The 19,764-nt window shown below is 67.5% G+C and carries 12 protein-coding genes; 6 read left to right on the top strand and 6 right to left on the bottom strand.

What is annotated here, in order from left to right; translation table 11 throughout:
- Positions 1 to 103: 103 nt before the first annotated feature.
- The 4 genes from AC5RW2_RS02635 to AC5RW2_RS02620 form a co-directional block, all read right to left on the bottom strand.
- Positions 104 to 6,265, bottom strand: coding sequence for an Ig-like domain-containing protein (locus tag AC5RW2_RS02635; protein ID WP_494073651.1), 6,162 nt, complete (start codon positions 6,263 to 6,265; stop codon positions 104 to 106).
- Between the two features lie 341 nt (positions 6,266 to 6,606).
- Positions 6,607 to 7,689, bottom strand: coding sequence for an adenylate/guanylate cyclase domain-containing protein (locus AC5RW2_RS02630; protein WP_494002542.1), 1,083 nt, complete (start codon positions 7,687 to 7,689; stop codon positions 6,607 to 6,609).
- Between the two features lie 255 nt (positions 7,690 to 7,944).
- Positions 7,945 to 8,505 carry a PH domain-containing protein gene (locus AC5RW2_RS02625; RefSeq protein ID WP_494073650.1) on the bottom strand — a complete coding sequence of 187 codons (561 nt, stop codon included), beginning with the start codon at positions 8,503 to 8,505 and terminating at the stop codon, positions 7,945 to 7,947.
- Positions 8,506 to 8,541: 36 nt separating this feature from the next.
- Positions 8,542 to 9,429, bottom strand: coding sequence for a biotin--[acetyl-CoA-carboxylase] ligase (locus tag AC5RW2_RS02620; RefSeq protein WP_494014271.1), 888 nt, complete (start codon positions 9,427 to 9,429; stop codon positions 8,542 to 8,544).
- A gap of 236 nt (positions 9,430 to 9,665) precedes the next feature.
- Between AC5RW2_RS02620 and AC5RW2_RS02615 the strand changes: the two genes are divergently transcribed.
- Both AC5RW2_RS02615 and AC5RW2_RS02610 read left to right on the top strand, forming a co-directional pair.
- Positions 9,666 to 11,261 carry an acyl-CoA carboxylase subunit beta gene (locus tag AC5RW2_RS02615; RefSeq protein WP_494002528.1) on the top strand — a complete coding sequence of 532 codons (1,596 nt, stop codon included), beginning with the start codon at positions 9,666 to 9,668 and terminating at the stop codon, positions 11,259 to 11,261.
- 14 nt (positions 11,262 to 11,275) lie between these two features.
- A complete protein-coding gene (locus tag AC5RW2_RS02610; protein WP_494002529.1) occupies positions 11,276 to 11,530 on the top strand; it encodes an acyl-CoA carboxylase epsilon subunit in 255 nt (84 codons plus the stop codon).
- A gap of 124 nt (positions 11,531 to 11,654) precedes the next feature.
- Here AC5RW2_RS02610 and AC5RW2_RS02605 read toward each other — a convergent pair whose 3' ends face one another.
- The gene (locus tag AC5RW2_RS02605) at positions 11,655 to 12,911 is read right to left on the bottom strand and encodes a serpin family protein (RefSeq protein ID WP_494073649.1); all 1,257 of its coding nucleotides are present in this window, start codon (positions 12,909 to 12,911) and stop codon (positions 11,655 to 11,657) included.
- A 170-nt stretch (positions 12,912 to 13,081) separates the two neighbouring features.
- Between AC5RW2_RS02605 and AC5RW2_RS02600 the strand changes: the two genes are divergently transcribed.
- The 4 genes from AC5RW2_RS02600 to AC5RW2_RS02585 all read left to right on the top strand — a co-directional run bounded on the left by AC5RW2_RS02600 (position 13,082) and on the right by AC5RW2_RS02585 (position 18,086).
- The gene (locus AC5RW2_RS02600; RefSeq protein WP_494014273.1) at positions 13,082 to 14,812 is read left to right on the top strand and encodes a DUF885 domain-containing protein; all 1,731 of its coding nucleotides are present in this window, start codon (positions 13,082 to 13,084) and stop codon (positions 14,810 to 14,812) included.
- 265 nt (positions 14,813 to 15,077) lie between these two features.
- Positions 15,078 to 15,734, top strand: a complete 657-nt coding sequence (locus AC5RW2_RS02595) for a Maf family protein (protein ID WP_494023732.1) — start codon at positions 15,078 to 15,080, stop codon at positions 15,732 to 15,734.
- Positions 15,735 to 15,854: 120 nt separating this feature from the next.
- On the top strand, positions 15,855 to 17,636 hold the full coding sequence (locus AC5RW2_RS02590; RefSeq protein ID WP_494050225.1) for an acetyl/propionyl/methylcrotonyl-CoA carboxylase subunit alpha: 1,782 nt from the start codon (positions 15,855 to 15,857) through the stop codon (positions 17,634 to 17,636).
- 180 nt (positions 17,637 to 17,816) lie between these two features.
- Entirely contained in the window at positions 17,817 to 18,086 is a 270-nt protein-coding gene (locus tag AC5RW2_RS02585; RefSeq protein WP_493977616.1) for a GlsB/YeaQ/YmgE family stress response membrane protein, read from the top strand.
- A gap of 181 nt (positions 18,087 to 18,267) precedes the next feature.
- Here AC5RW2_RS02585 and AC5RW2_RS02580 read toward each other — a convergent pair whose 3' ends face one another.
- Positions 18,268 to 19,671: an MFS transporter gene (locus AC5RW2_RS02580; RefSeq protein WP_494001334.1), complete on the bottom strand. Its 1,404-nt coding sequence runs from the start codon at positions 19,669 to 19,671 to the stop codon at positions 18,268 to 18,270.
- Positions 19,672 to 19,764: the final 93 nt, after the last annotated feature.

Genomic DNA, 19,764 nt, shown 5'->3' with positions numbered 1-19,764 from the left:
GCTGTTCCCGGTCTCTCTTCGTGTTGCATCCGTTTTGATACCTTTGGTTACTTTACGGAGGGGCGGACTGCTCTAGCCTGCCCACATCACGTTGGCGAAGGCGTTAGCCGCACGGTGGCATACCGTCTGGCTGGTTCGAGCCCAGCGCTCGGCCTCCCCACTGGACATGAATACCCTTGACCACCAGACCGTTGTTATGGGCGCGAGACGGCGTCGCATAGACCTGCTGGTACCACTTGGTCTTGTCGCTTCCGATTATGTAGCACTTCGCCGTGACTACAGTGCGGTCCGAGTCCTTCTTTTCCCCGTGAGTGTTGGCCCAGTGCTCGCCGTTGCAACTCCCACCGTTGAAGTTCCTGCTCGTCAAGGAGAGGTTCTCCATGCAACTGCGATAGCCGTTGTCCAGCGAAGTTACTGCTCCCCCGACCATAAGGTCCCACGTTTTCGGTGCCGGCTTATTACCACTGATCGCCGATGCCGCGGCGATATCTCCCGCTTGGCTCCGGGAGTTGACCGAACGAACTTCAAACGTCACGTTCTCGCTGTATCCTTCGGTGTTCACGGTCCTGGTGCCGGACAGACTTTCATCCTGCCATTTACCCTGCCCGTTAATGCGCACCTGAATTTGGGACACGTCGTGGTTGTTCAAGGCAGGCGGGCTCCAACTGAATGTCACGCTTTTCTGTTCCGGCGCGCCGTTCTGTCCGGAGACGCTCGGCGTGCCCGGAGCCCCATACGGCGTCGCGTTGTTGGACGCGGCGCTCGGCGCACTCGAGTAGCTCGCGCCGTCGCTGTTGGCCACGGAGGTGATGCGCACGTTGACGGCCTTGCCGTTGGTGAAGCCTCCCACCTTCTGGCCGTTTGCGATGGCCAGGGTCCGGCCGTCGCTGAAATGGGCACGGTAGCTGACTTCGCCGGCCTGGGCGCCGTTGCGCTGCGCGGCGGTCAGTTCGTTGAAGGACACCGTCACCGCACGTCCGGCACCGCCGGTATCCGCTTCGCTCAGCGAGGCTCCGGTCGGGGCCTCCGGTGCCCCGACCGCCCGCCGCGGGTTGGACTGCGGGCTGGCCTCGCCCGACCCGGCCTTGTTCCGGGCCGTGACGGTGTACGTGTAGGCGGTCTCCGAGTTAGGCGCCGTCACCGTCTGCGAGGTGGCGCCCACCGCGGGGAAGGTCCGGGTCAGGGCGCCGCCCTGATATTCGCGCACGGTGTAGTCGAGAATCTCGCCGCCGTTGTTGGTCGGCGCGGCCCAGCTCACCTTCAGCTGGCTCTGGTCGCCCACGGATTTCACCCGTTCGGTGGCAGGAGCGGTGGGAGCGGCGGGCGGACCGGCCGGCACCTCTGCGGCGGAGTAGGCGCTGAAGTCGCTCGGTTCCGGGGCGCGGTTGTGCGCCTGCACCCGGACCTCGTAGGCCTGGCCGTTCTCCAGTCCCTCCCACCTGTAGCTGGTGCCGGTCAGGCCGTTCTTCTGCAGCTGGCCGCTCGGCGGCGCCGGCGAAATTTCCAGGGTGTAGCTCTCGATGGCCGAGCCTTCGTTGGCCGGGGCGGTCCAGCTGACGTCCAGTGACTTGTCGCCGAACTTCAACTGCGGGGCGGCCGGGGTCGCCGGCCGGACGTCCGGCCGCGCCACCGCTGACTCCGCGGACGGGTCGGACGTGCCCACGCTGTTCTCCGCCGTCACCGTGAAGGTGTATTCGACGTCGTTCTGCAAACCGGTCAGGGTGCAGGTGGTGGTCGCGCACTGCTGGCTGAAGCCCCCGCCCACCGCATTCACCGTGTAGCCGGTGATCGGCGCGCCGTTGTCGCTGGGCGCCGTCCAGGACAGCACCACGCTCTGGTTGCGGACCGAGTCAATCAGCGGCGTGCCGGGCGTCTCCGGCTGGCCCTTGACCACGAGCGAGACGTTCGCCGTTGCCTGCCGGCTCCCCTCGCGGGTCTTGTCCTCCACCGTGTATTCGACGGTCATGGTGCCGGAGAAGTCGGCGCCGGGCGTCACGATGATCCGTTCCCCGTCGATCTCCGCGGTGCCCCCGTTGCCGGCCACGGCGCTGACGATCGTCAGCGGGGTTTCCGGGAACGGGTTCACGTCGTTGGCGAGCACGTCCACCGGCAGCGCTTCGCCTTGGACGGCGTCGGGCACCTCGTCGTCGTTGGCGACCGGCAGCGGCCGGGTGGAGGCGGTCGCCCGCACACCCACCCGGCTGGTCACCTTATCGGAGCGCCCGTCGCTCACGGAGAAGTTGACCACGCCGGTGGCGCCGGTCTGGAGCGCGGCATCTGCCGCGACACGCAGCACGCTGCCCTCCAGGCTGACGTCGAATCCTTCCGGCGTCCCGCCCTCGACGGCGAACTGCAGCTTTTCCAGGTCCTCGGGGTTCGGGTCGCTGGCCAGCGGGCGCAGGTCGTAGCTGACGGCGTCTTCGCCCTTGGCGACCTCCAGCGTTCCGGTGGTCAACTCCGGCGGGAAATTCCGGTCCTCGGCCGGGATCACCTTGGTCATGATGGTGAGCGTGGACTTGAGCCCTTCGGGGTCGTCGGGGCCCGTTCCGTCGGTCACCTCGAACGTGATGGAGCCGGGGCCGGCGTAGTCGCGGTCCGCCTTGTAGCTGAGCGTGCTCGCGTCGGCCATCCATTCGTCGTCGCTGGTGCCGATCGCACGGATATTCTCGGCCACTGTGATCCGCGGGGTGCGGCCGGGCCGGACTTCCACCAGTTCGGTCAGGTCCAGCTGCAGTTCCTCGCCGGCCGTCACGTCCTGCGGGGTGTTGTCGCGCAGCACCGGATACTGCTCGCCCAGCGGCGGAACCCAGATGACCGCGGTGGCCTGCAGCCCGTCCACGTCCCGGACGGTGTAGGGAATCAGCTGGACCGCGTCGGTCAGCTCCACGTTGACCTGGCCGTCGGCGACCGCCCGGGCGGTCGGATAGTCACCATCAATCAGGACGTCCAGCTCCTTGGCCACGCCGTCCGGGTCCTCGTCGTTCTCCAGCACCGGCACGTCGACGGCGGTGCGCCCCTTGATGTCGGCCGATTCCACCCGGTCATCGCGGGCCAGCGGCGCCTGCAGCGGGGCGTCCTCGCTCACCTGGACCGTCACGGTCCCGACGGCGGAGCCGCCGCGGCCGTCGCCCACCGTGTACCGGGCGTTGACCGTGCCTTCCTGGGCCGGGGTTGTCAGATAGACGCGGCCGTCTTCGGCCTTGGCCGCAATCGACTCGGGCGTGCCGACGATTTTGTCGGGGGCCAACTGGAGCGGGTCACCGTCCGGGTCCGAATCGTTTGTGAGCACGTCGACGGCCACCGTACGGCCCGGCCGGATCTCGATCCCGTCATCCAGCGCCACCGGGTTCTGATTGCTCTCCGGCGCGGGGGCGATGCCAACCAGGACCGTGGCCGTGTTGACGGCGCCCAGCCTATCCTTGACCTGGTAGGTGAAGGTGTCGGTTCCCGCGCCCTGCGCCGATGCCGTGTAGTCGATGTAGTTGGGCCCGGCGACGGCCGCGCCCTGGGCGGGAGCCTTACCAATGCCCGTCAGGTACACCGAGTCGCCGTCGGGATCGATGCCGTTCAGCGGGATGGGAATCCGGACCGTCGACCCCGCGATGGCCCGGGCCTCTTGGTTTTTGGGGGCGGGCTGGGAGTTGGACTCGTCGTCGCGCGGGAGGATGTTGATCCTCAGCTGGGCCGAATCTCTCTGTCCCGTGGGGTCGGTCACCTCGTAGACCGCGTAGACCGTTTTGGCCTGCTGCCCGGCGATGAAGCGCACGGTGTTCTCGGCAGTGAAGATGCGGCCGTCGGCAGGGTCCGGGGTCTCGGCGAGCTCTTCCATCAGCTCCAAGGTGTCGCCGTTCGGATCGGTGTCGTTGGCCAGCACCTCCACGGTCACGACGTCGCCGGCCCGCACGGTGGCGGTGTCGGCCTCGGCCTGCGGCGGCAGCGGCTTGTCCTGGCCGGCCACGGAGATCACGCTGACCTCGCCCGTGGCCGAGGCGAAGCCGTTCGACACGGTGTACCGGATGGTGGTCTGCTCGTGCAGCCCCTTCACGTCGGAGAGGCGCAAAATGTTGTGGTCCAGCACCTCGACGGCGACAGGCGCCCCGTCCGCGTCCACAGAGGTCACGACCAGGACGCCGCCGGCGGGGTCGGTGTCATTGGCCAGCACATCCACCAGCACCTGCCCGTTCTCCGGCAGCAGCGCAACGTCGCGCACGGCTACCGGCGCGCCGCCGCCGTCGTCCTCGGTGGCATCGATGCGGATCAGGCCGGTGGTGCTGGAGGGCCCGTTGGTGACGAGGTAGGTGAAGTAGTGCGCGCCGGCGGCATCGGCCGTGAACTTCACCGTGCCGGCGTCGTAGTCGGGCGCGATCGAGGTGTTCGGCGCGGAGCCGGTCTTGGCCAGCCGGAGTTCCCCGCCGTTGGGGTCCTGGTCGTTTTTCAGCGGCGCGATCTGGATTTCCTGGCCCACGGTCGCGGAAAAGTGGTCGGCGTTGGCCAAGGGCGGCAGCGCTCCGGGCGGGCGGACGTCGAACACCACCACGTCCTCGGTGGTTTCGGAACCATCGGACACCCGCACCGTGACGTCCTTCTTGCCAAACGTCTTCCCGACGTCCTGGAAAGTCAGCAGCCCGTCCGGCCGGGTCCGCACCAGGTCGCCGTCGGCGGTGTTGTCGGCGTCGACCAGGAACAGGTCGTCCCCGTCCGGGTCGATCCAGTCACTGAGGATGTTCTGGCTGATCTCCCGGCCCTGTTCCACCAGGATGGTGGTCTTCCGCTTCGCTTCCGGCGGCAGGTTGCTGCCCTCGGCGCGCACGTCAATCGCTACCCGCGCCGTGTCCGTGCCGCCCCGGCCGTCGTCCACCTCGTAATTGAAGGTGTGCCGGCCGGGCCCCGCGTCGCCGTTGACCACGATCTGCAGTCCGGTGCTGTCGTAGATGCCCTGCACCTCGCCGACGACCGGGCCGTCGCCGATCACGCGGGCGGTGAGCACATCGCCGTCGGGGTCGGAGTCATTGTCCAGGATGGTCAGCGTGGTGGTGCGGCCGGCACGCACGCCGAAGGTGTCGTCTTGGGCGACCGGCGGCTGGTTTTCCTCGGTGCGGTCGGGCAGGGTGTTGACCGGGTTCTCGTCCGCCGAGTCCTCTTCGTCCTCTTCGTTCTCCTGCTCCGGCGGGATCAGGTCGCTCCAGTTGTCCACCAGCTGCATGTTTTCGAGCACCAGCCAGACGTTTCCAGCGTTCACGTCGTTGAGGACCACGATGTCCCGGTTCACCCGGAAGACCAGCGACGCGTTCGCACCGATCCCCAGGATCGGCTGCGCGAGATCATCGGCGTCGTCGCTGCAGTCCCGCAGGTAGTGGTTGACGCCGGCCCAGGCCGCGTGCAGGCATCCGGCGAGCTGGACCGGTGCGGCCGGTGTTCCGGTGCCTTCCAGCGGCACGATGGCTGCGTCGGATCCGTTCAGCGGCTGCTTGATCAGGGCCGACTCGGTTGCCACCGCCACGAACGGGCTCTCGTCGCCGCTGAGCTGAAGCGCGCCGCCGCGGGCGTCCGGCACGGTGACCTCGCGGCCGCCGGGGAGAACCAGCAGGCCCGAGTCGGTATCGAAGACCACCGCTTCTTCCCCCACGGCGGCTATCTGCAGATCCCCGGCTGTGGCCAGCGACTCCACCCGGTGCCCGCCGGTGCGTTCGGGCACGCCTTCGTCGTTGACTTCGAAGCGGGCGACCTCGCCGGCAGCCGGATCGGCAACGAAGATGGTGTCCTGCCTCGAGACCGTGGCCACGCTGCCCTTGGCGTCGGTGAGCAGCGGCTCGGCCGTTTCCTCATTGAACGACCCCAACTCGTCGGCCGGGCTGATCCAGACTTGGCCCTTGGCCGTGTCGGTGATGGACAGCAGCGTGTTGCCGAAAGCCACGTCGGCGGTGCCGGGCAACTGCTGTTCGGACCCGCGCTCCATCTGCGCCACGTCCACCGGGCTGAGCATCGACTGGTCCTGGTTTTCCATGAACACCGTGCCGGCGTTCTGCAGGACATCAAAGCCGTCACTGTTGGCACTGAAGCCGCCGTCGAGCACCTGGGACTGATAGTTGAGGTGGCCTACCATCCCCTGGCTGTTGTTGGTGACCCACACCCCGCCGTCATTCAAATCCACGTCGGCGGTGGGGAACCCTTGGTAGTAGATGGCCCCGCCGACCACCAGCGCCGTCGCCACAGAGAACGTCGTCGTCGATGCGAGCGTCTTGCGCCGCCGCGTCCGCCCGAACATTCTTCCCCGCAATGCCCTGATTCCTTTGTGATCCCGCGCCGATTCCCCGTCGGCGCCCCGGGGAATTCCGGAGGAACACGCCGATAAGGCACCCAAAGACGGCCCTTGGTGGCCAAGGGCCCTTACCGACTATTGCACGTATAACCATCGAGCGTAAACCCGAGGCATGGGGAGGACTCCCCTGCCGGCCATTCGCCCTGGAACGTCGGCGGGGTGCCGTGCCCGGGTGTCGGCGGCGGTCCGTGCCCGGGCGACGGCGGCGTGCCGTGCCCGGGCGTCGGCGGCGGTGCCGTGCCCGGGCGTCGAGCGCCTCGTTGCGGTACCGTCCGGTGAGCCTGGACCTAGTCGACAACCAGCCCTTGGCCGGTGCCGTGGGCAACGGTGACCGGGTTGACCTCGCCGAATCCACGGACGGTGCGCACCTTCTGCGGGATCAACACGAATCTCTCATCCCCGGCGAGCGTGGACGCGGTGGACGCATCGACCAGGACGGTGCCGGGCTCCGCGAGCGTGGTCAGGCGGGCGGCGAGATTGACCGTGGGGCCGTAGATGTCGCCGAGCCGGGAAAGGACCCTGCCCCACACCATGGCCACCCGCGCCGAGGGCAGCAGGTCGTCGTCGCCTATGGCCTTCGCCAGGGCCAGCGAAATTTCGGCCCCGGCCTGCGGGGAGGGCGCGATGTAGAGGACTTCGTCGCCGATCGTCTTCACCAGGCGCCCGCCGCCCACGGAGATGATCTCGGCACAGCGGTTTTCGAAGCGCTGGACCAGCTGGGCGAGGGTCTTCTCGTTCATCTGGCGGGACAGGCTCGTGTAGGACACCAGGTCCGCGAAACCCACGGCCCGCAGCAGGGGCAGCGAATCGGCGTCGCCACCTGCCCCGGCTCCGGCTCGGAGGGCGGCCTCGGACCGGACGGTCAGGCGGGCAACCCCGGCGTTGAGCTGTCGCCGATAGGAGTAGAGCAACAGCTTTTCCAGGGAATCGATCAGGTTCGGCAGCTCATGGACCAGCCGCTGGCGGGCCTGGGCATCAGTGAGCCCCCGCTGGTGCACCATCTCCTCCACCAACGCCTCCACCTGCCAGACCACCATGCGGTCCGTCATCTGGCCGACCGACCGGGTGATCGAAATCGCCGCTTCTTCGGTCAGCCGCTCCTCGCGGACCAGGTCGATGATGGTGGTCAAGGCCTCCAGGTCGGCCTGGGTGAAGGCGAGGTCTTCGTCCCCGAGGTTGGCGAACCCCAGGGCACGCCAGATTTTGCGGGCCGACAGCAGCGACACTCCTGCCCCGGCAGCCACTTCACGGCGCTTCATGGTCCGTTCGGAACCCAACAGCCGGATCTCTAGATCCTTGATGGCCTGCCGGTCCACCTTTCCGTTGGACTCGGCGACCGGCGCGGGGGTGGGCAGCGGCACCCGGGGCATGGACAAGGTCAGCGGCTCGGGCTCCCCCGTCGGGTGGCCGCCGGGGGCGTGGTGCCCTTCCGGTGCCGGCTCGGGCTCCAGCACAGGTTCGGGGTCCTCCGGGCGGGTTTCCTCCAGCCCTTCGTCCGGTTCGTCCGCGGGCGGCGGCGGCACTTCGCGGCGCAGCAGATGGGGCAGCTCGGGATCACGCGGAACCGGTGGCCGGCGCGGTTCATCCTGCCCGCTGCTGATGTCCATCCTGTGCTTTCCTCCCTGTCAGCTGTCCCAGCTGTTCCACTCTGTTTCCGTTTCCATGTCTACACCATCAAACATGGCGGTGCGTGGCAGCTCCTCAATGGCCTCCACCACCAACGATCTGAACCGGTGGACCTCCGGTACGTCAACCAGCGTGCTGGTCCGTCCGTGCCCCAGGTCGATCGTGAGATTGCCGCTGCGCAGGGTGCGCTGGATGATGGACTGCTCGCTGCGGACTTCGGCGATGGCCACCAGCAGCAGCTGGCGTTCATGCCGCCGCCCGACGCCCTCGCGGATGAGGAGCCGCCGGCTGGTCAGCACATAGCGCGTGCTCATCCAGCGCAGCAGCGGCAGGAGGAACAGTCGCGACAGCAGCGCCGCCACCATCACGGCCAGTCCGGCGAGCAGCAAGGGGCGCGACTCGACCACCCAGTCCGGCGGGCCGGGACGGCTCAGGTTGCCCAGCAGGTAGGAGCCGACTCCCAGCACCAGCAGCGCTGCCGCCACCGGCCAGGAAAGCTTCCGTGCCTGCGGCCGGGTCACCACGATCACGCGCTCCCCCGGATCCAGTTTCAGCCGCAACGCGGCTCCCGGTTCCCGCAGGGCCTCCGGCGCAACTCAGGGGCCTTCGTGCGGCCGGAGGTGCACCACGTCGCCGGCCGTCACGACGTGCTCTGTGCCTTCCGCGTCGCGGATTTTCACGGCACCGTAAGCGTCCAGGCCGAAGGCCTCGCCGATGATGTGTTTCCCGTCCGGAAGCTCGGCGCGCACCTGCTGTCCCAGGGTGACCATGACGTCGCGCATGCGGCCGATCAGGCTGGATCCGTCGTCCCATTCGGCCGCCGGGTCGCCGCTGACATCACAGAACTGCCGGTAGCGCTGCGAGAAGACCCGCAGATAGGACATCAGCAGGATGTTCCGGTCGGTCGTCCGGCCCTTTTCCAGCGCGACGCTGGTGGCGGTGGGAACCGGCAGCTCATCCCTGGAGAGGGTCACGTTGAGGCCGGTGCCGAGGACGACGGCGGGGGGCGAGCCGTCGGGGTAGCTCACGATTTGGGCCAGGATGCCGGCGATCTTGCGGCCGGAGACCAGGACGTCGTTGGGCCATTTGACCTCGGCCTTCAGCTGCGCGTACTCGCCGAGCGCCTCCGCGAGCGAGGCGGCGGCCAGCAGTGAGAACCAGGCGTAGCTTTGGGTCGGCACGGGCCGGCCGGCGTGATTGAAGGGGCGCAGCAGGATGCTCACGATCACCGACGAGCGGGCCGGAGCGCTCCATTGCCGGTCCAGCCGGCCGCGGCCTGCGGTTTGCATCTCGGCGGCCAGGACGCTCAGGTCCGACCATCCCACCTTGTCCGCGACCGCCTTGGCCGCCAGGTCGCTGTTGGTGGAGCCGGTGGATTCCACCAGTTCGAGCCTCCGGTACGGGCCCAGGGGTGCGCAGAGAGCGTCGCTGAGGCCGTCGAAATCCAGGGCCGGTCGGTCAACGTCGGAAAAACTCGGGCTCATGTGTCCCATCCTACTGACCGCCGACCGCACGGGGGCTGCCGGCAGGCCGCGATCCGCGGGGTTCCCCGGGCAAAAGCACTTGCGGCGAAATTGTAGGGTTCCTACACGTGGCCTGACGCCCATGCTCACTAGACTTGGTTCAGCGGCGCGCCTGCGCCCTGCTGTTTTGTGCGAAACCTACTTAAGCAGCCTGCAGAGCGCCGCATCCGACACCCTCGGCAGAATCCGGAGAATTCATGAGCCTCGACCAAGACCTTGATCTGCAGACCACTGCAGGCAAGATTGCGGACTTCCGCCGCCGCCAGGCGCAGTCCCTGCAGCCTTCCGGCGCCGAGGCGATCGAGAAGCAACATGCCCGCGGCAAGAACACCGCGCGGGAACGGATCGAAATGCTGGTGGACGAAGGATCCTTCGTCGAGTTCGATGCCTTTGCCACGCACCGGTCGACCGCCTTCGGCATGGAGAAAAAGAAGCCGCTCGGCGACGGCGTCGTCTCCGGTTACGGCACCGTCGATGGGCGGCTGGTGGCGCTGTACAGCCAGGACTTCTCCGTCTACGGCGGCTCGCTCTCCCAGGTCAACGGCGAGAAGATCGTGAAGGTGCAGGAATTCGCCCTGCGCAACGGATGCCCCGTCATCGGCATTAACGACGGCGGCGGCGCCCGGATCCAGGAGGGCGTGGCGTCGCTGGCGATGTTCGCCGACATCTTCCGCAACAACGTTGCCGCCTCCGGCGTGGTGCCGCAGATCTCGCTGATCATGGGCCCGTGCGCCGGTGGGGCCGCCTACTCCCCCGCCCTGACGGACTTCGTGGTGATGGTGGACAAGACCAGCCACATGTTCATCACCGGACCGGACGTCATCAAGACGGTCACCGGCGAAGAAGTGGACATGGAAACGCTGGGCGGGGCGCGCCAGCACAACGCCACGACGGGCACCGCCACGTACCTGGCCGCCGATGAATCCGACGCCGTCGAATTCGTCCGTGAGCTGCTCGAGTTCCTTCCCTCGAACAACCTGGCCGAGGCTCCGCCGCTGGACTTCGAGGAGGAACTCGACCTCACCGCCGACGACCTGACCCTGGACGAACTGATTCCGGATTCGGCCAACCAGCCGTACGACATGCGGACGGTGATCGAGCACGTCGTCGACGACGGCAACTTCCTGGAAATGCAGTCGCTGTATGCGCCGAACGTGATCATCGGCTACGGCCGCGTCGAGGGGCACACCGTCGGCGTCGTGGCCAATCAGCCCATGCAGTTCGCAGGCACGCTGGACATCAACGCCTCCGAAAAGGCCGCCCGCTTTGTCCGCCACTGCGACGCCTTCAACATTCCCATCCTCACGCTGGTGGACGTGCCCGGCTTCCTGCCTGGCAAGGACCAGGAGTTTAACGGCATCATCCGCCGCGGGGCCAAACTGCTCTATGCCTACGCCGAGGCCACGGTGCCGAAGCTTACGGTCATCACCCGCAAGGCCTACGGGGGTGCCTACATTGTGATGGGCTCCAAGAAGCTCGGTGCCGACCTGAACCTCGCCTGGCCCACCGCCCAGATCGGCGTGATGGGTGCCCAGGGCGCGGTCAACATCCTCTACCGCCGCGACCTGGCCGCAGTGGCTGCCGAAGGCGGCGACGTCGAGGCCCGCCGGCAGGAGATCATCTCACAGTACGAGGAAGAGCTGCTCAACCCGTACCAGGCTGCCGAACTCGGTTATGTCGACGCCGTGATCGCACCGTCCGACACCCGCCTTCAAGTGGTGCGCGGCCTGCGGGCGCTGCGCGACAAGCGGGCGACCATGCCGCACAAGAAACACGGGAACATTCCGCTATGAGCCGGTGGTCAGACATGAATACAACACAGTCTTCGGGCACCGCCGCGGTGCCGCAGGCCGATGACGCCATGCGGCCGCATCCGCTGCTGACCGTGGCCAAGGGAAATCCCAATGCCGAGGAACTAGCCGCGCTGACCGCCGTCGTCGCCGCCCTGCAGTCATCCGGGGTGTCCGGCTCGCCGCAGAGCAAGCCCCGGCGAAACCGCCGGCCGCTGCTGCGCCCGTTCGTCTCGCACGGCCCCGGCGCTTGGCGGCACACCTTCCGGTAGCCGGCTCCCCAGAGGGCACGCCCTGCGGTAATGCCGCCGCGGCCCGGGGGTCACGGACTCCCGGCCGGCTTGGTACTGCTGCCGCTTCACTGCGGGGACGGGCGCGGTACGGGTTTCCGGGCTCTCAGCGCGGATCCAAGACCGTGCCGAGGAAAAGCGGAAAACCTGTGGGCAGGTGGATGATCTGGTAGAGGAAGGGCCGGTCGAACGAAAGCTCGACGTCGGGCAGCGGTGGCAGCGAACCGGCGATCACGTCGAGCTCCGTCACGGCCGCTGCGACTGTCCCCTTTTCCCCGACGGCGATGTTGGCTTGCTGGGCTGCGCCGGTCACCGAGGCGTCCGGCTGGATGGCCTCCAAATCGGGATCCGGGCCGAAGGTTTCGGCGAGTCCGAGCCCGCGCAGGATGGGCAGCAGGTCCTGCCGGTGCGTGTGGTTCCAGCGGGGCAGCTCGAGAACGACCATGGCCTCGTCGGCACTGTCCATCACCGTCGCCACCTCCACCAGTCCGGCCTCGTCCATGGCCGGTGCACCGTCGTCGGGCAAAACGAGGCGCATCACGAATCCGTCGCTGTACGGCAGGTCGAGGCCTTGCCAGCCGTTCCCGCGGGCGTACCAGGCCTGCACCAGATTGCCCATGATGGGTACCTCGACCGACTCGCCGGATGCCGTGGTGAAACCGCCGTCCTCCGTGGCCGACGGGTCGAACGGTTGTTCCCAGGCGGCCGCGAAGTAGACGGCGTTGAGCAGGGTCAGCGTGTTCCCCGGGTCGAAGGTGCCGGGCGCCTCGGTGATGCGGCCGCCGGTGTGGTGGTCCACCCATGCATCCATGGCCTGTTTGGTCGCTGGATCCGAATAGTCCACCGGGTAAACGCCGGAGCCGTAATGCCGGGCCAGGGTGTGCAGGTAGTCTTCGCCGGTGGGCGTCCCTTCGTCCACGAAGACGCCGTTGGCCAGGTGCAGCAGCGGCCGGGCCGGTGGCTCCTCCTCGTCGACCGAGTTGGGATCGCCGTCGAAGCCTTCCCACTCCGCCGACAGCCCGTTCATGGCGGCTTCGAGATGCTCGTCCGGCAGCCCCACCACGGCATCCATCTCGCGGGCCGTGGTGCTGCCGGCGCCCGCGCGGAGCATGGCGACGGCGTAGAGCAGGCTCACCGGACTGGTGACCTGGTTCTTCTCCGGCGCCGCCGCGAGCATGGCTGCTCCCAGCTTGTAGGCCGAACGCCGCAGCGCTTCGACCTCGGCCGGAAAGTCCCCCGCTGCCACGTCCGCCCGGGCCACTCCGTCCGCGGCCAGCAGTTCCGGAGGCGCCGCGCAGGCGCCGAGCATCATGGCGGGCGCCACCCCCAGTGCCGCCAGCGCCGCCGTCGTCCTCTTGCGCACTTTGCCCTCCTCGCCGTTGACCCCCCAACCTATGGGGCGGCAGGACCTCAGGGCCAGAGGCAGCACACTACGATTCTGTGACGATTGCCGCTGGGCCGGCCGCCCGGTGCCGGACGGCGGACAGGCGCGCTGGCGTGGCCGGGTCTGCGGGTTGCCGGTAGGCTCTCCCTGTGACTGAGCAGACATCTGAACTGACCAAGAGCCCGGAAACCTGGCGCATCCCGTCCGCCATCGATGCCGTCGCAGACGCCTACACGGCGGAGCTGCTGGAGTTGGATCCTTCGCTGGCAACCTCCCTGGGCATCCCCGGACATGAAACCGAGTACCCGGACTACTCCCCTGCCGGCGCCGAGGCCTTCGCCGAGGCCACCCGGGAGGCACTCCGGCGGCTGGAGGACCTGGAACCGACCGACGACGTGGACCGCGTCACCCTCGATGCGATGCACGAGCGGCTGGGCCTTGAGCTCGAAATCCACGAGACCGGCTGGGACCTGGCGGACCTGAACAACATCGCCTCGCCGGCGCAGGACATCCGCGCGATCTTCGACTTGATGCCCACCAACACCATCGAGGACTGGAACAACATCGCCGGCCGCATGGCGCACGTTCCGGACGCGATTGCCGGCTACGTGACGTCGCTGCGCGAGGCCAAGGACCGCGGGCTGGTCGCCGCCAAACGGCAGGTGCGGATCGTGATCGAGCAGACCCGTGCGTACGCGGCCGAGGACGGCTTCTTCCGCACGTTGGCGGGGCAGGCTGCCCCGGAAGAGGGCGAGCTGTCCCAGGACCTGCGCGACCGGCTGGCCGAAGCCGCCGGCGCCGCGGCGACCGCCTACGGCCGGCTGGCCTCGTTCCTCGAGGCCGAGCTGCTGCCGGCAGCACCGGAGAAGGACGCCGTCGGGCGCGAACGCTATGCCCTGATGTCGCGCCGTTTCCTGGGCTCTGCGGTGGACCTGGAAGCCACCTATGCCTGGGGGGTGGCGGAATTGGACCGCATCATCGCGGAGCAGGAAGCCGTGGCGGAGCAGATCCGGCCCGGGGCCAGCATCGAAGAAGCGATGGCTCTGCTGGATGCGGATCCCCAGCGGCAGCTGCACGGCACCGACGAGCTGCAGGCGTGGATGCAGCGTCTCTCGGACAAGGCCGTTGAGGAGCTCGCCGGCCACTTCGAGATCTACGAACCGATGCGCCGGCTGGAGTGCATGATTGCCCCGACGCATGAAGGAGGCATCTACTACACCGGCCCCAGCGACGACTTCGCCCGGCCGGGCCGCATGTGGTGGTCGGTGCCCGAAGGCGAAGACAGCTTTACCACGTGGAAGGAAACCACCACGGTCTACCACGAAGGCGTTCCGGGCCACCACCTCCAAATCGCGACGGCCACCTACCGGCGCGAGCTGCTGAACAACTGGCGACGGAACATCTGCTGGGTTTCCGGCCACGGCGAAGGCTGGGCACTGTATGCCGAACGCCTGATGGATGATTTGGGCTACCTGGCCGATCCGGGCGACCGGATGGGCATGCTGGATGCGCAGCGCATGCGGGCCGCGCGCGTGGTGTTCGACATCGGCGTCCATTTGGAGCTGGAGATCCCGGAGCGCTGGGGCTCGGGTGCCTGGACACCGGAGAAGGGCTACGAGTTCCTGCGCAAGAACATTGCCATCAGCAAGGGCCAGCTGGACTTTGAATTCGCCCGCTACCTGGGCTGGCCGGGACAGGCGCCGGCCTACAAGCTGGGCCAAAAGCTCTGGGAGGAAATCCGCGACGAGCGACGCCTGCGCGAGGGCGACGCGTTCGACATCAAGGCCTTCCACAGCCAGGCGCTGAATATCGGTTCGGTCGGGCTGGACACCCTGCGGCGCGCGCTGCTGGGCGAGGACCCGGTGCCCGCCACCGGCTGACCCGGGCTGGTTCCGGCCGGGCGTCGGACAAGGCGCGGACAAACAGGAGGGCCGATGCATCCCCCAACGGTGCACCGGCCCTCATCTGTGCCGGGTCCCTTCGGCCCTTAACGGGGCGTACTCTCCGGCGGGAGAAGCTCCCGCCGAAATCGTACGGTCAGGCAACCGGTCCAGGGGCCAACCGCGGCGCTTCTTTACGCTCAGGTCACGGCGCGGAAACACCCTAAGCAGGGTTCGCTTTGCGGCGCCGGATAAGCTTGGTCGGATGACCGATCTTCGCCTGATACTCGCCTCAGCCTCCCCCGCCCGCACCAAGCTCCTGACCGAAGCCGGCATCGCGCACGAGGTCCTGGTCTCGGATGTTGACGAGGACGCGGTCACGGCGGGCTACGGCATCACCGACCCGCACGACACGGCGCTGTTGTTGGCAAGGGCCAAGGCCGAGGCTGTTGCGGCGCTCCCCGCGGCCGAAGGCGCCTTGGTGCTTGGCTGCGACTCCGTGTTCGAACTCGACGGCGCGCCGTACGGCAAGCCGCATGAGCCGGACGTCGCCCGGGAACGCCTGCATCGGATGAGCGGGCGGCACGGGGTGCTGCACACGGGTCATTGGCTGGTGGACTGCCGCCCCACCGCCTTCGAGGCCGGCGGGCAGGAAAGCCCCGGCGCCGGATCGGGGGCCACCGTAGGGGCGGTCGCCTCCGCCGCGGTGCATTTCGCCCAGCTCACCGACACCGAAATCGACGCCTACGTGGCCAGCGGCGAACCGCTGCACGTCGCCGGTTCGTTCACCATCGACTCGCTGGGCGGCGCCTTCATCGAGCGGGTGGACGGGGACCCGCATGCCGTCGTCGGCCTCTCGGTATCCACCCTGCGCCGGCTGCTGTCCAGCGCCGGCGTTCAGATCACCGACCTCTGGAGCTGAGCGCAGGCCGCTTTGTAGGACCCCTACAAAGAACCGCCCTCTCACACGCAGAAACGGCATGGTTCATGAGCGAATCCCGCAAAAGCAGGCTAGGCTCCTCAAGGATAGAAGGAGCTTTGAATGACCCAGCGCATCACCAAGGTACTGATCGCCAACCGTGGTGAAATTGCCGTTCGCATAGTCCGCGCCGCACGGGACGAAGGCATCGCCTCGGTCGCCGTCTACGCCGACCCAGACCGGGATGCCCTGCACGTCCGTCTGGCGGATGAAGCCTACGCACTCGGCGGCAGCACCGCCGCCGAGTCGTACCTGATGATGGACAAGCTCCTGCAGGTGGCCGAGGCCGCCGGTGCCGACGCCGTCCACCCCGGCTACGGTTTCCTGTCCGAGAACGCAGAGTTTGCGCAACGGGTCGTCGACGCCGGGCTGACCTGGATCGGCCCCTCCCCCGACGCCATCTCCCAACTGGGCGACAAGGTCCAGGCCCGGCACATCGCCGAACGGGTCGGCGCCCCCTTGGTGCCCGGCACGCCCGATCCGGTGGGCAGCGTGCAGGAAGTCCTGGACTTCGCCGACGCGCACGGCCTGCCGCTGGCCATCAAGGCGGCCTACGGCGGCGGCGGCCGCGGCATCAAGGTGGTCCGTGACCGCGAGGCCATCGCCGAGTCCTACGAGTCGGCGGTGCGCGAGGCCACGGCGGCGTTCGGGCGGGGCGAATGCTTCGTGGAGCGTTTCCTGGACTCGCCGCGGCACGTGGAAACCCAGTGCCTGGCCGACGCGCACGGCAACGTGGTGGTCATTTCGACCCGCGATTGTTCGCTGCAGCGCCGCAACCAGAAACTCGTGGAGGAGGCCCCGGCCCCGTTCCTGTCCCCCGAGCAGAACGAGCGCCTGTACACGGCGTCCAAGGCGATCATGCGCGAAGCCAGGTACCAGGGCGCCGGAACCTGCGAATTCCTCGTCGGCCAGGACGGGACCATTTCCTTCCTCGAGGTCAACACCCGCCTGCAGGTGGAGCATCCCGTGTCCGAGGAAGTCACCGGCATTGATCTGGTCCGCGAACAGTTCCGCCTTGCCCGCGGCGAAGAACTCGGTTATGACGACCCCGACGTGCGCGGGCACTCGTTCGAGTTCCGCATCAACGGCGAGGATGCCGGCCGCAACTTCATGCCGGCGCCCGGGACGGTGGAGACCCTGCGCCTGCCCACCGGTCCCGGCGTCCGCGTGGATTCGGGCATCGAAGCCGGCGAAGTCATCGGCGGCAACTTCGACTCCATGCTGGCCAAGCTGATTGTCACCGGCAGCACGCGCGCCCAGGCCTTGGAGCGCGCCCGCCGCGCGTTGGACGAGATGGAAATCGGCGGCATGCCCACCGTGCTGCCGTTCCACCGCGCCGTGGTGGCCGACCCGGCCTTCGCCCCCGTGGAAGGGCCGTTCAGCATCCATACCCGCTGGATCGAAACCGAGTTCGTCAACGACATCCCGGCGTTCCAGTCCGTCCCGGCGGCGGGATCCGACGACGACGGCGAACGCCAGCGGGTCACCGTCGAGGTCGGGGGCAAGCGGCTGGAGGTCGTGCTCCCGGCCGGCCTCGGCGGCGGTACCGGCACGCCCGCCAAGTCCAACGGCAAGCCCAAGCGCGCCGGACGGAGCCGTTCCGGTTCCGCAGCCGGCGCCGCGGCCGGCGGCGACGGGCTGGCCTCCCCGATGCAGGGGACCATCGTGAAGGTCGCCGTCGCCGAAGGCGACACGGTTGCGGAAGGCGATCTCGTCGTCGTACTGGAGGCGATGAAGATGGAGCAGCCGCTCACCGCGCACAAGTCCGGGACCATCCTGGGGCTGGCCGCCAAGCCCGGGGACACCGTTTCAGCCGGCGCCGTGCTGGCTACCATTGCGGATTAGGGCGCACACTTTTAAGGCCGGACTGTATCACTGGTTGTAGTCATGTCACGTTTTAGGTACCAAGTGGGCGCGGGAACTTACTAAGCACGCTGTCCATGCGGTAGCGTGATGCCTACCAAGGAGCAGAACCCGGCCTGACCGGGAGAATTGACGTAGCACCTAACAAAGGAGATGCACCTCATGAACTTCCTAGCATTCCTCTTACTTGGACTTATTGCAGGCGCCATTGCCAAGCTGATCCTTCCCGGACGGCAGGGCGGTGGCTGGATTGCGACGCTCGTCCTCGGTGTCATCGGTGCCCTCCTGGGCGGATGGATCGGCGGTGCTGTGATGGGCGCCGATATGAACGAATTCTTCAGCCTCGAATCGTGGATCTGGGCCATTATTGGCGCCCTGATCGTGCTGGTGATCTGGGGCTTCATCACGAAGAGGAGGAGCACAACCGCTTAATCTTGGCCGATTAAACTGCTCCTTTTAGTGGCATCTGGCCCGCCGCCCCTCCGGGGAGGGCGGGCCTTTTGCTTGCCTGCAACCTTTTGCTTGCCCTGCATGGCGGCGGCACACCTGCGCCAAGGCATCAAAAAGACCCACGGCCACGGCCGCGGGTCTTTCTGATAGTCCGGCTGGAAGGTCAGCTCGACTGGTTCTCGTAGTCCATGTCCTTGGTTTCCTTGGTCAGCAGCAGGGCGACCAGCGTCAGGACGGCGGCGCCACTGAGGTAGAGGCCCACCAGGACCGTGCTGCCCCCGGCGGCCTGCCACAGCGCGACGGCGATGAACGGAGCCACCGAAGCGCCCAGGATCGAGGAGAAGTTGTAGGCCACGGCCGAGCCGGTGTAGCGCACGTTCGTCGGGAACAGCTCGGGCAGGATTGCGCCCATCGGCCCGAAGGTCAGGCCCATCAGCGTGAAGCCGATGATCAGGTGCGCCATGGTGCCGGCGAAGCCGCCGGCGAAGAGCGGCACCCAGAGGAAGCCGAATGCCATGATGCCCAGGGATACCGCAATCAGCGTCTTCTTGCGGCCGTACTTTTCTGCCAGGGGGCCGGACACCAGGGTGAAGATGCCGAAGAACACCACGCCGATGATCAGCATCAGCAGGAAGTCGTTGCGGGCATAGCCCAGCCCGGCGGCAAAGGTGTCCGGATCGAACGGCTTTCCGGCGGCCTCGGCCGCGGCGGCGGCGTCCTCGGCGTTCGTTGCCGCCGTGCCGTAGGACAGCGTGAAGGTGGTCATCAGGTAGAACAGCACGTAGGTGGCCAGCATGATGAACGTACCCAGGATCAGCTGGCGCCAGCTGGTCTTGAAGACCCGGCCCAGCGGCAGCTTGGTGACCTCGCCCTTGTCCACGACCTTCTGGAAGGCGGGGGTTTCCACCAGCTTCAGGCGCACCCACAGGCCGATGATCACCATCACGGCGCTGGCCAGGAACGGAATGCGCCAGCCCCAGGCCATGAACTCTTCGTTGGCGAGGTTGATGCTCAGCACCAGGAACAGCGAATTGGCGATGATGAAGCCGATCGGGGCGCCCAACTGCGGGAAGGTGCCGTAGATGGCCCGCTTATTCGCCGGCGCATTCTCGGTGGCCAGGAGGGCGGCGCCGCTCCATTCGCCGCCGAGGGCCAAGCCCTGGGCGAAGCGCATGACCACCAGCAGGGCGGGTGCCCAGAAGGACCAGCCGTCAACCTGGGCGGTGGGCAGGCAGCCGATCAGGAAGGTGGCGATGCCCATGGTGAGCAAGGAGGCCACCAGTGTTCCCTTGCGGCCGAACTTGTCGCCGAAGTGTCCGAAAATAATGGACCCCAACGGGCGGGCGATGAAGGCCACGCCGAACACCGCGAACGAACTCAGCAGAGCGACGGCTCCGCTGGCATTCGGGAAGAACAGCGCCGGAAAGACAAGCACGGCGGCCGTGGCGTAGACGTAGAAGTCATAAAACTCGATGGACGTGCCAACAAGGCTGGCAACGATGACGCGGCCGCGGGAGTTCACCGGCGCGGCAGGCGCCCCCGCGGTAACTGATGCTGGTTTGGACATTGAAGTGTTGGCTTTCGCTCGAATGAATAACTTATGAATTCTAGTCAGATGTGTCCGCGATCCGGACAATTGTTTCAACATGTGGACAGCTGT

The sequence above is a fragment of the Arthrobacter sp. B0316-1-20 genome, from assembly GCF_059091865.1.
This window is presented reverse-complemented; position numbering and strand designations above follow the sequence as displayed.

Bases quoted from the DNA above. Each gene is read 5' to 3' on its own strand.
- AC5RW2_RS02635 (WP_494073651.1), bottom strand. From the start codon at position 6,265: ATGTTCGGGCGGACGCGGCGGCGCAAGACGCTCGCATCGACGACGACG.
- AC5RW2_RS02630 (WP_494002542.1), bottom strand. From the start codon at position 7,689: ATGCCCCGGGTGCCGCTGCCCACCCCCGCGCCGGTCGCCGAGTCCAAC.
- AC5RW2_RS02620 (WP_494014271.1), bottom strand. From the start codon at position 9,429: ATGAGCCCGAGTTTTTCCGACGTTGACCGACCGGCCCTGGATTTCGAC.
- AC5RW2_RS02615 (WP_494002528.1), top strand. From the start codon at position 9,666: ATGAGCCTCGACCAAGACCTTGATCTGCAGACCACTGCAGGCAAGATT.
- AC5RW2_RS02610 (WP_494002529.1), top strand. From the start codon at position 11,276: ATGAATACAACACAGTCTTCGGGCACCGCCGCGGTGCCGCAGGCCGAT.
- AC5RW2_RS02595 (WP_494023732.1), top strand. From the start codon at position 15,078: ATGACCGATCTTCGCCTGATACTCGCCTCAGCCTCCCCCGCCCGCACC.
- AC5RW2_RS02590 (WP_494050225.1), top strand. From the start codon at position 15,855: ATGACCCAGCGCATCACCAAGGTACTGATCGCCAACCGTGGTGAAATT.
- AC5RW2_RS02585 (WP_493977616.1), top strand. From the start codon at position 17,817: ATGAACTTCCTAGCATTCCTCTTACTTGGACTTATTGCAGGCGCCATT.
- AC5RW2_RS02580 (WP_494001334.1), bottom strand. From the start codon at position 19,671: ATGTCCAAACCAGCATCAGTTACCGCGGGGGCGCCTGCCGCGCCGGTG.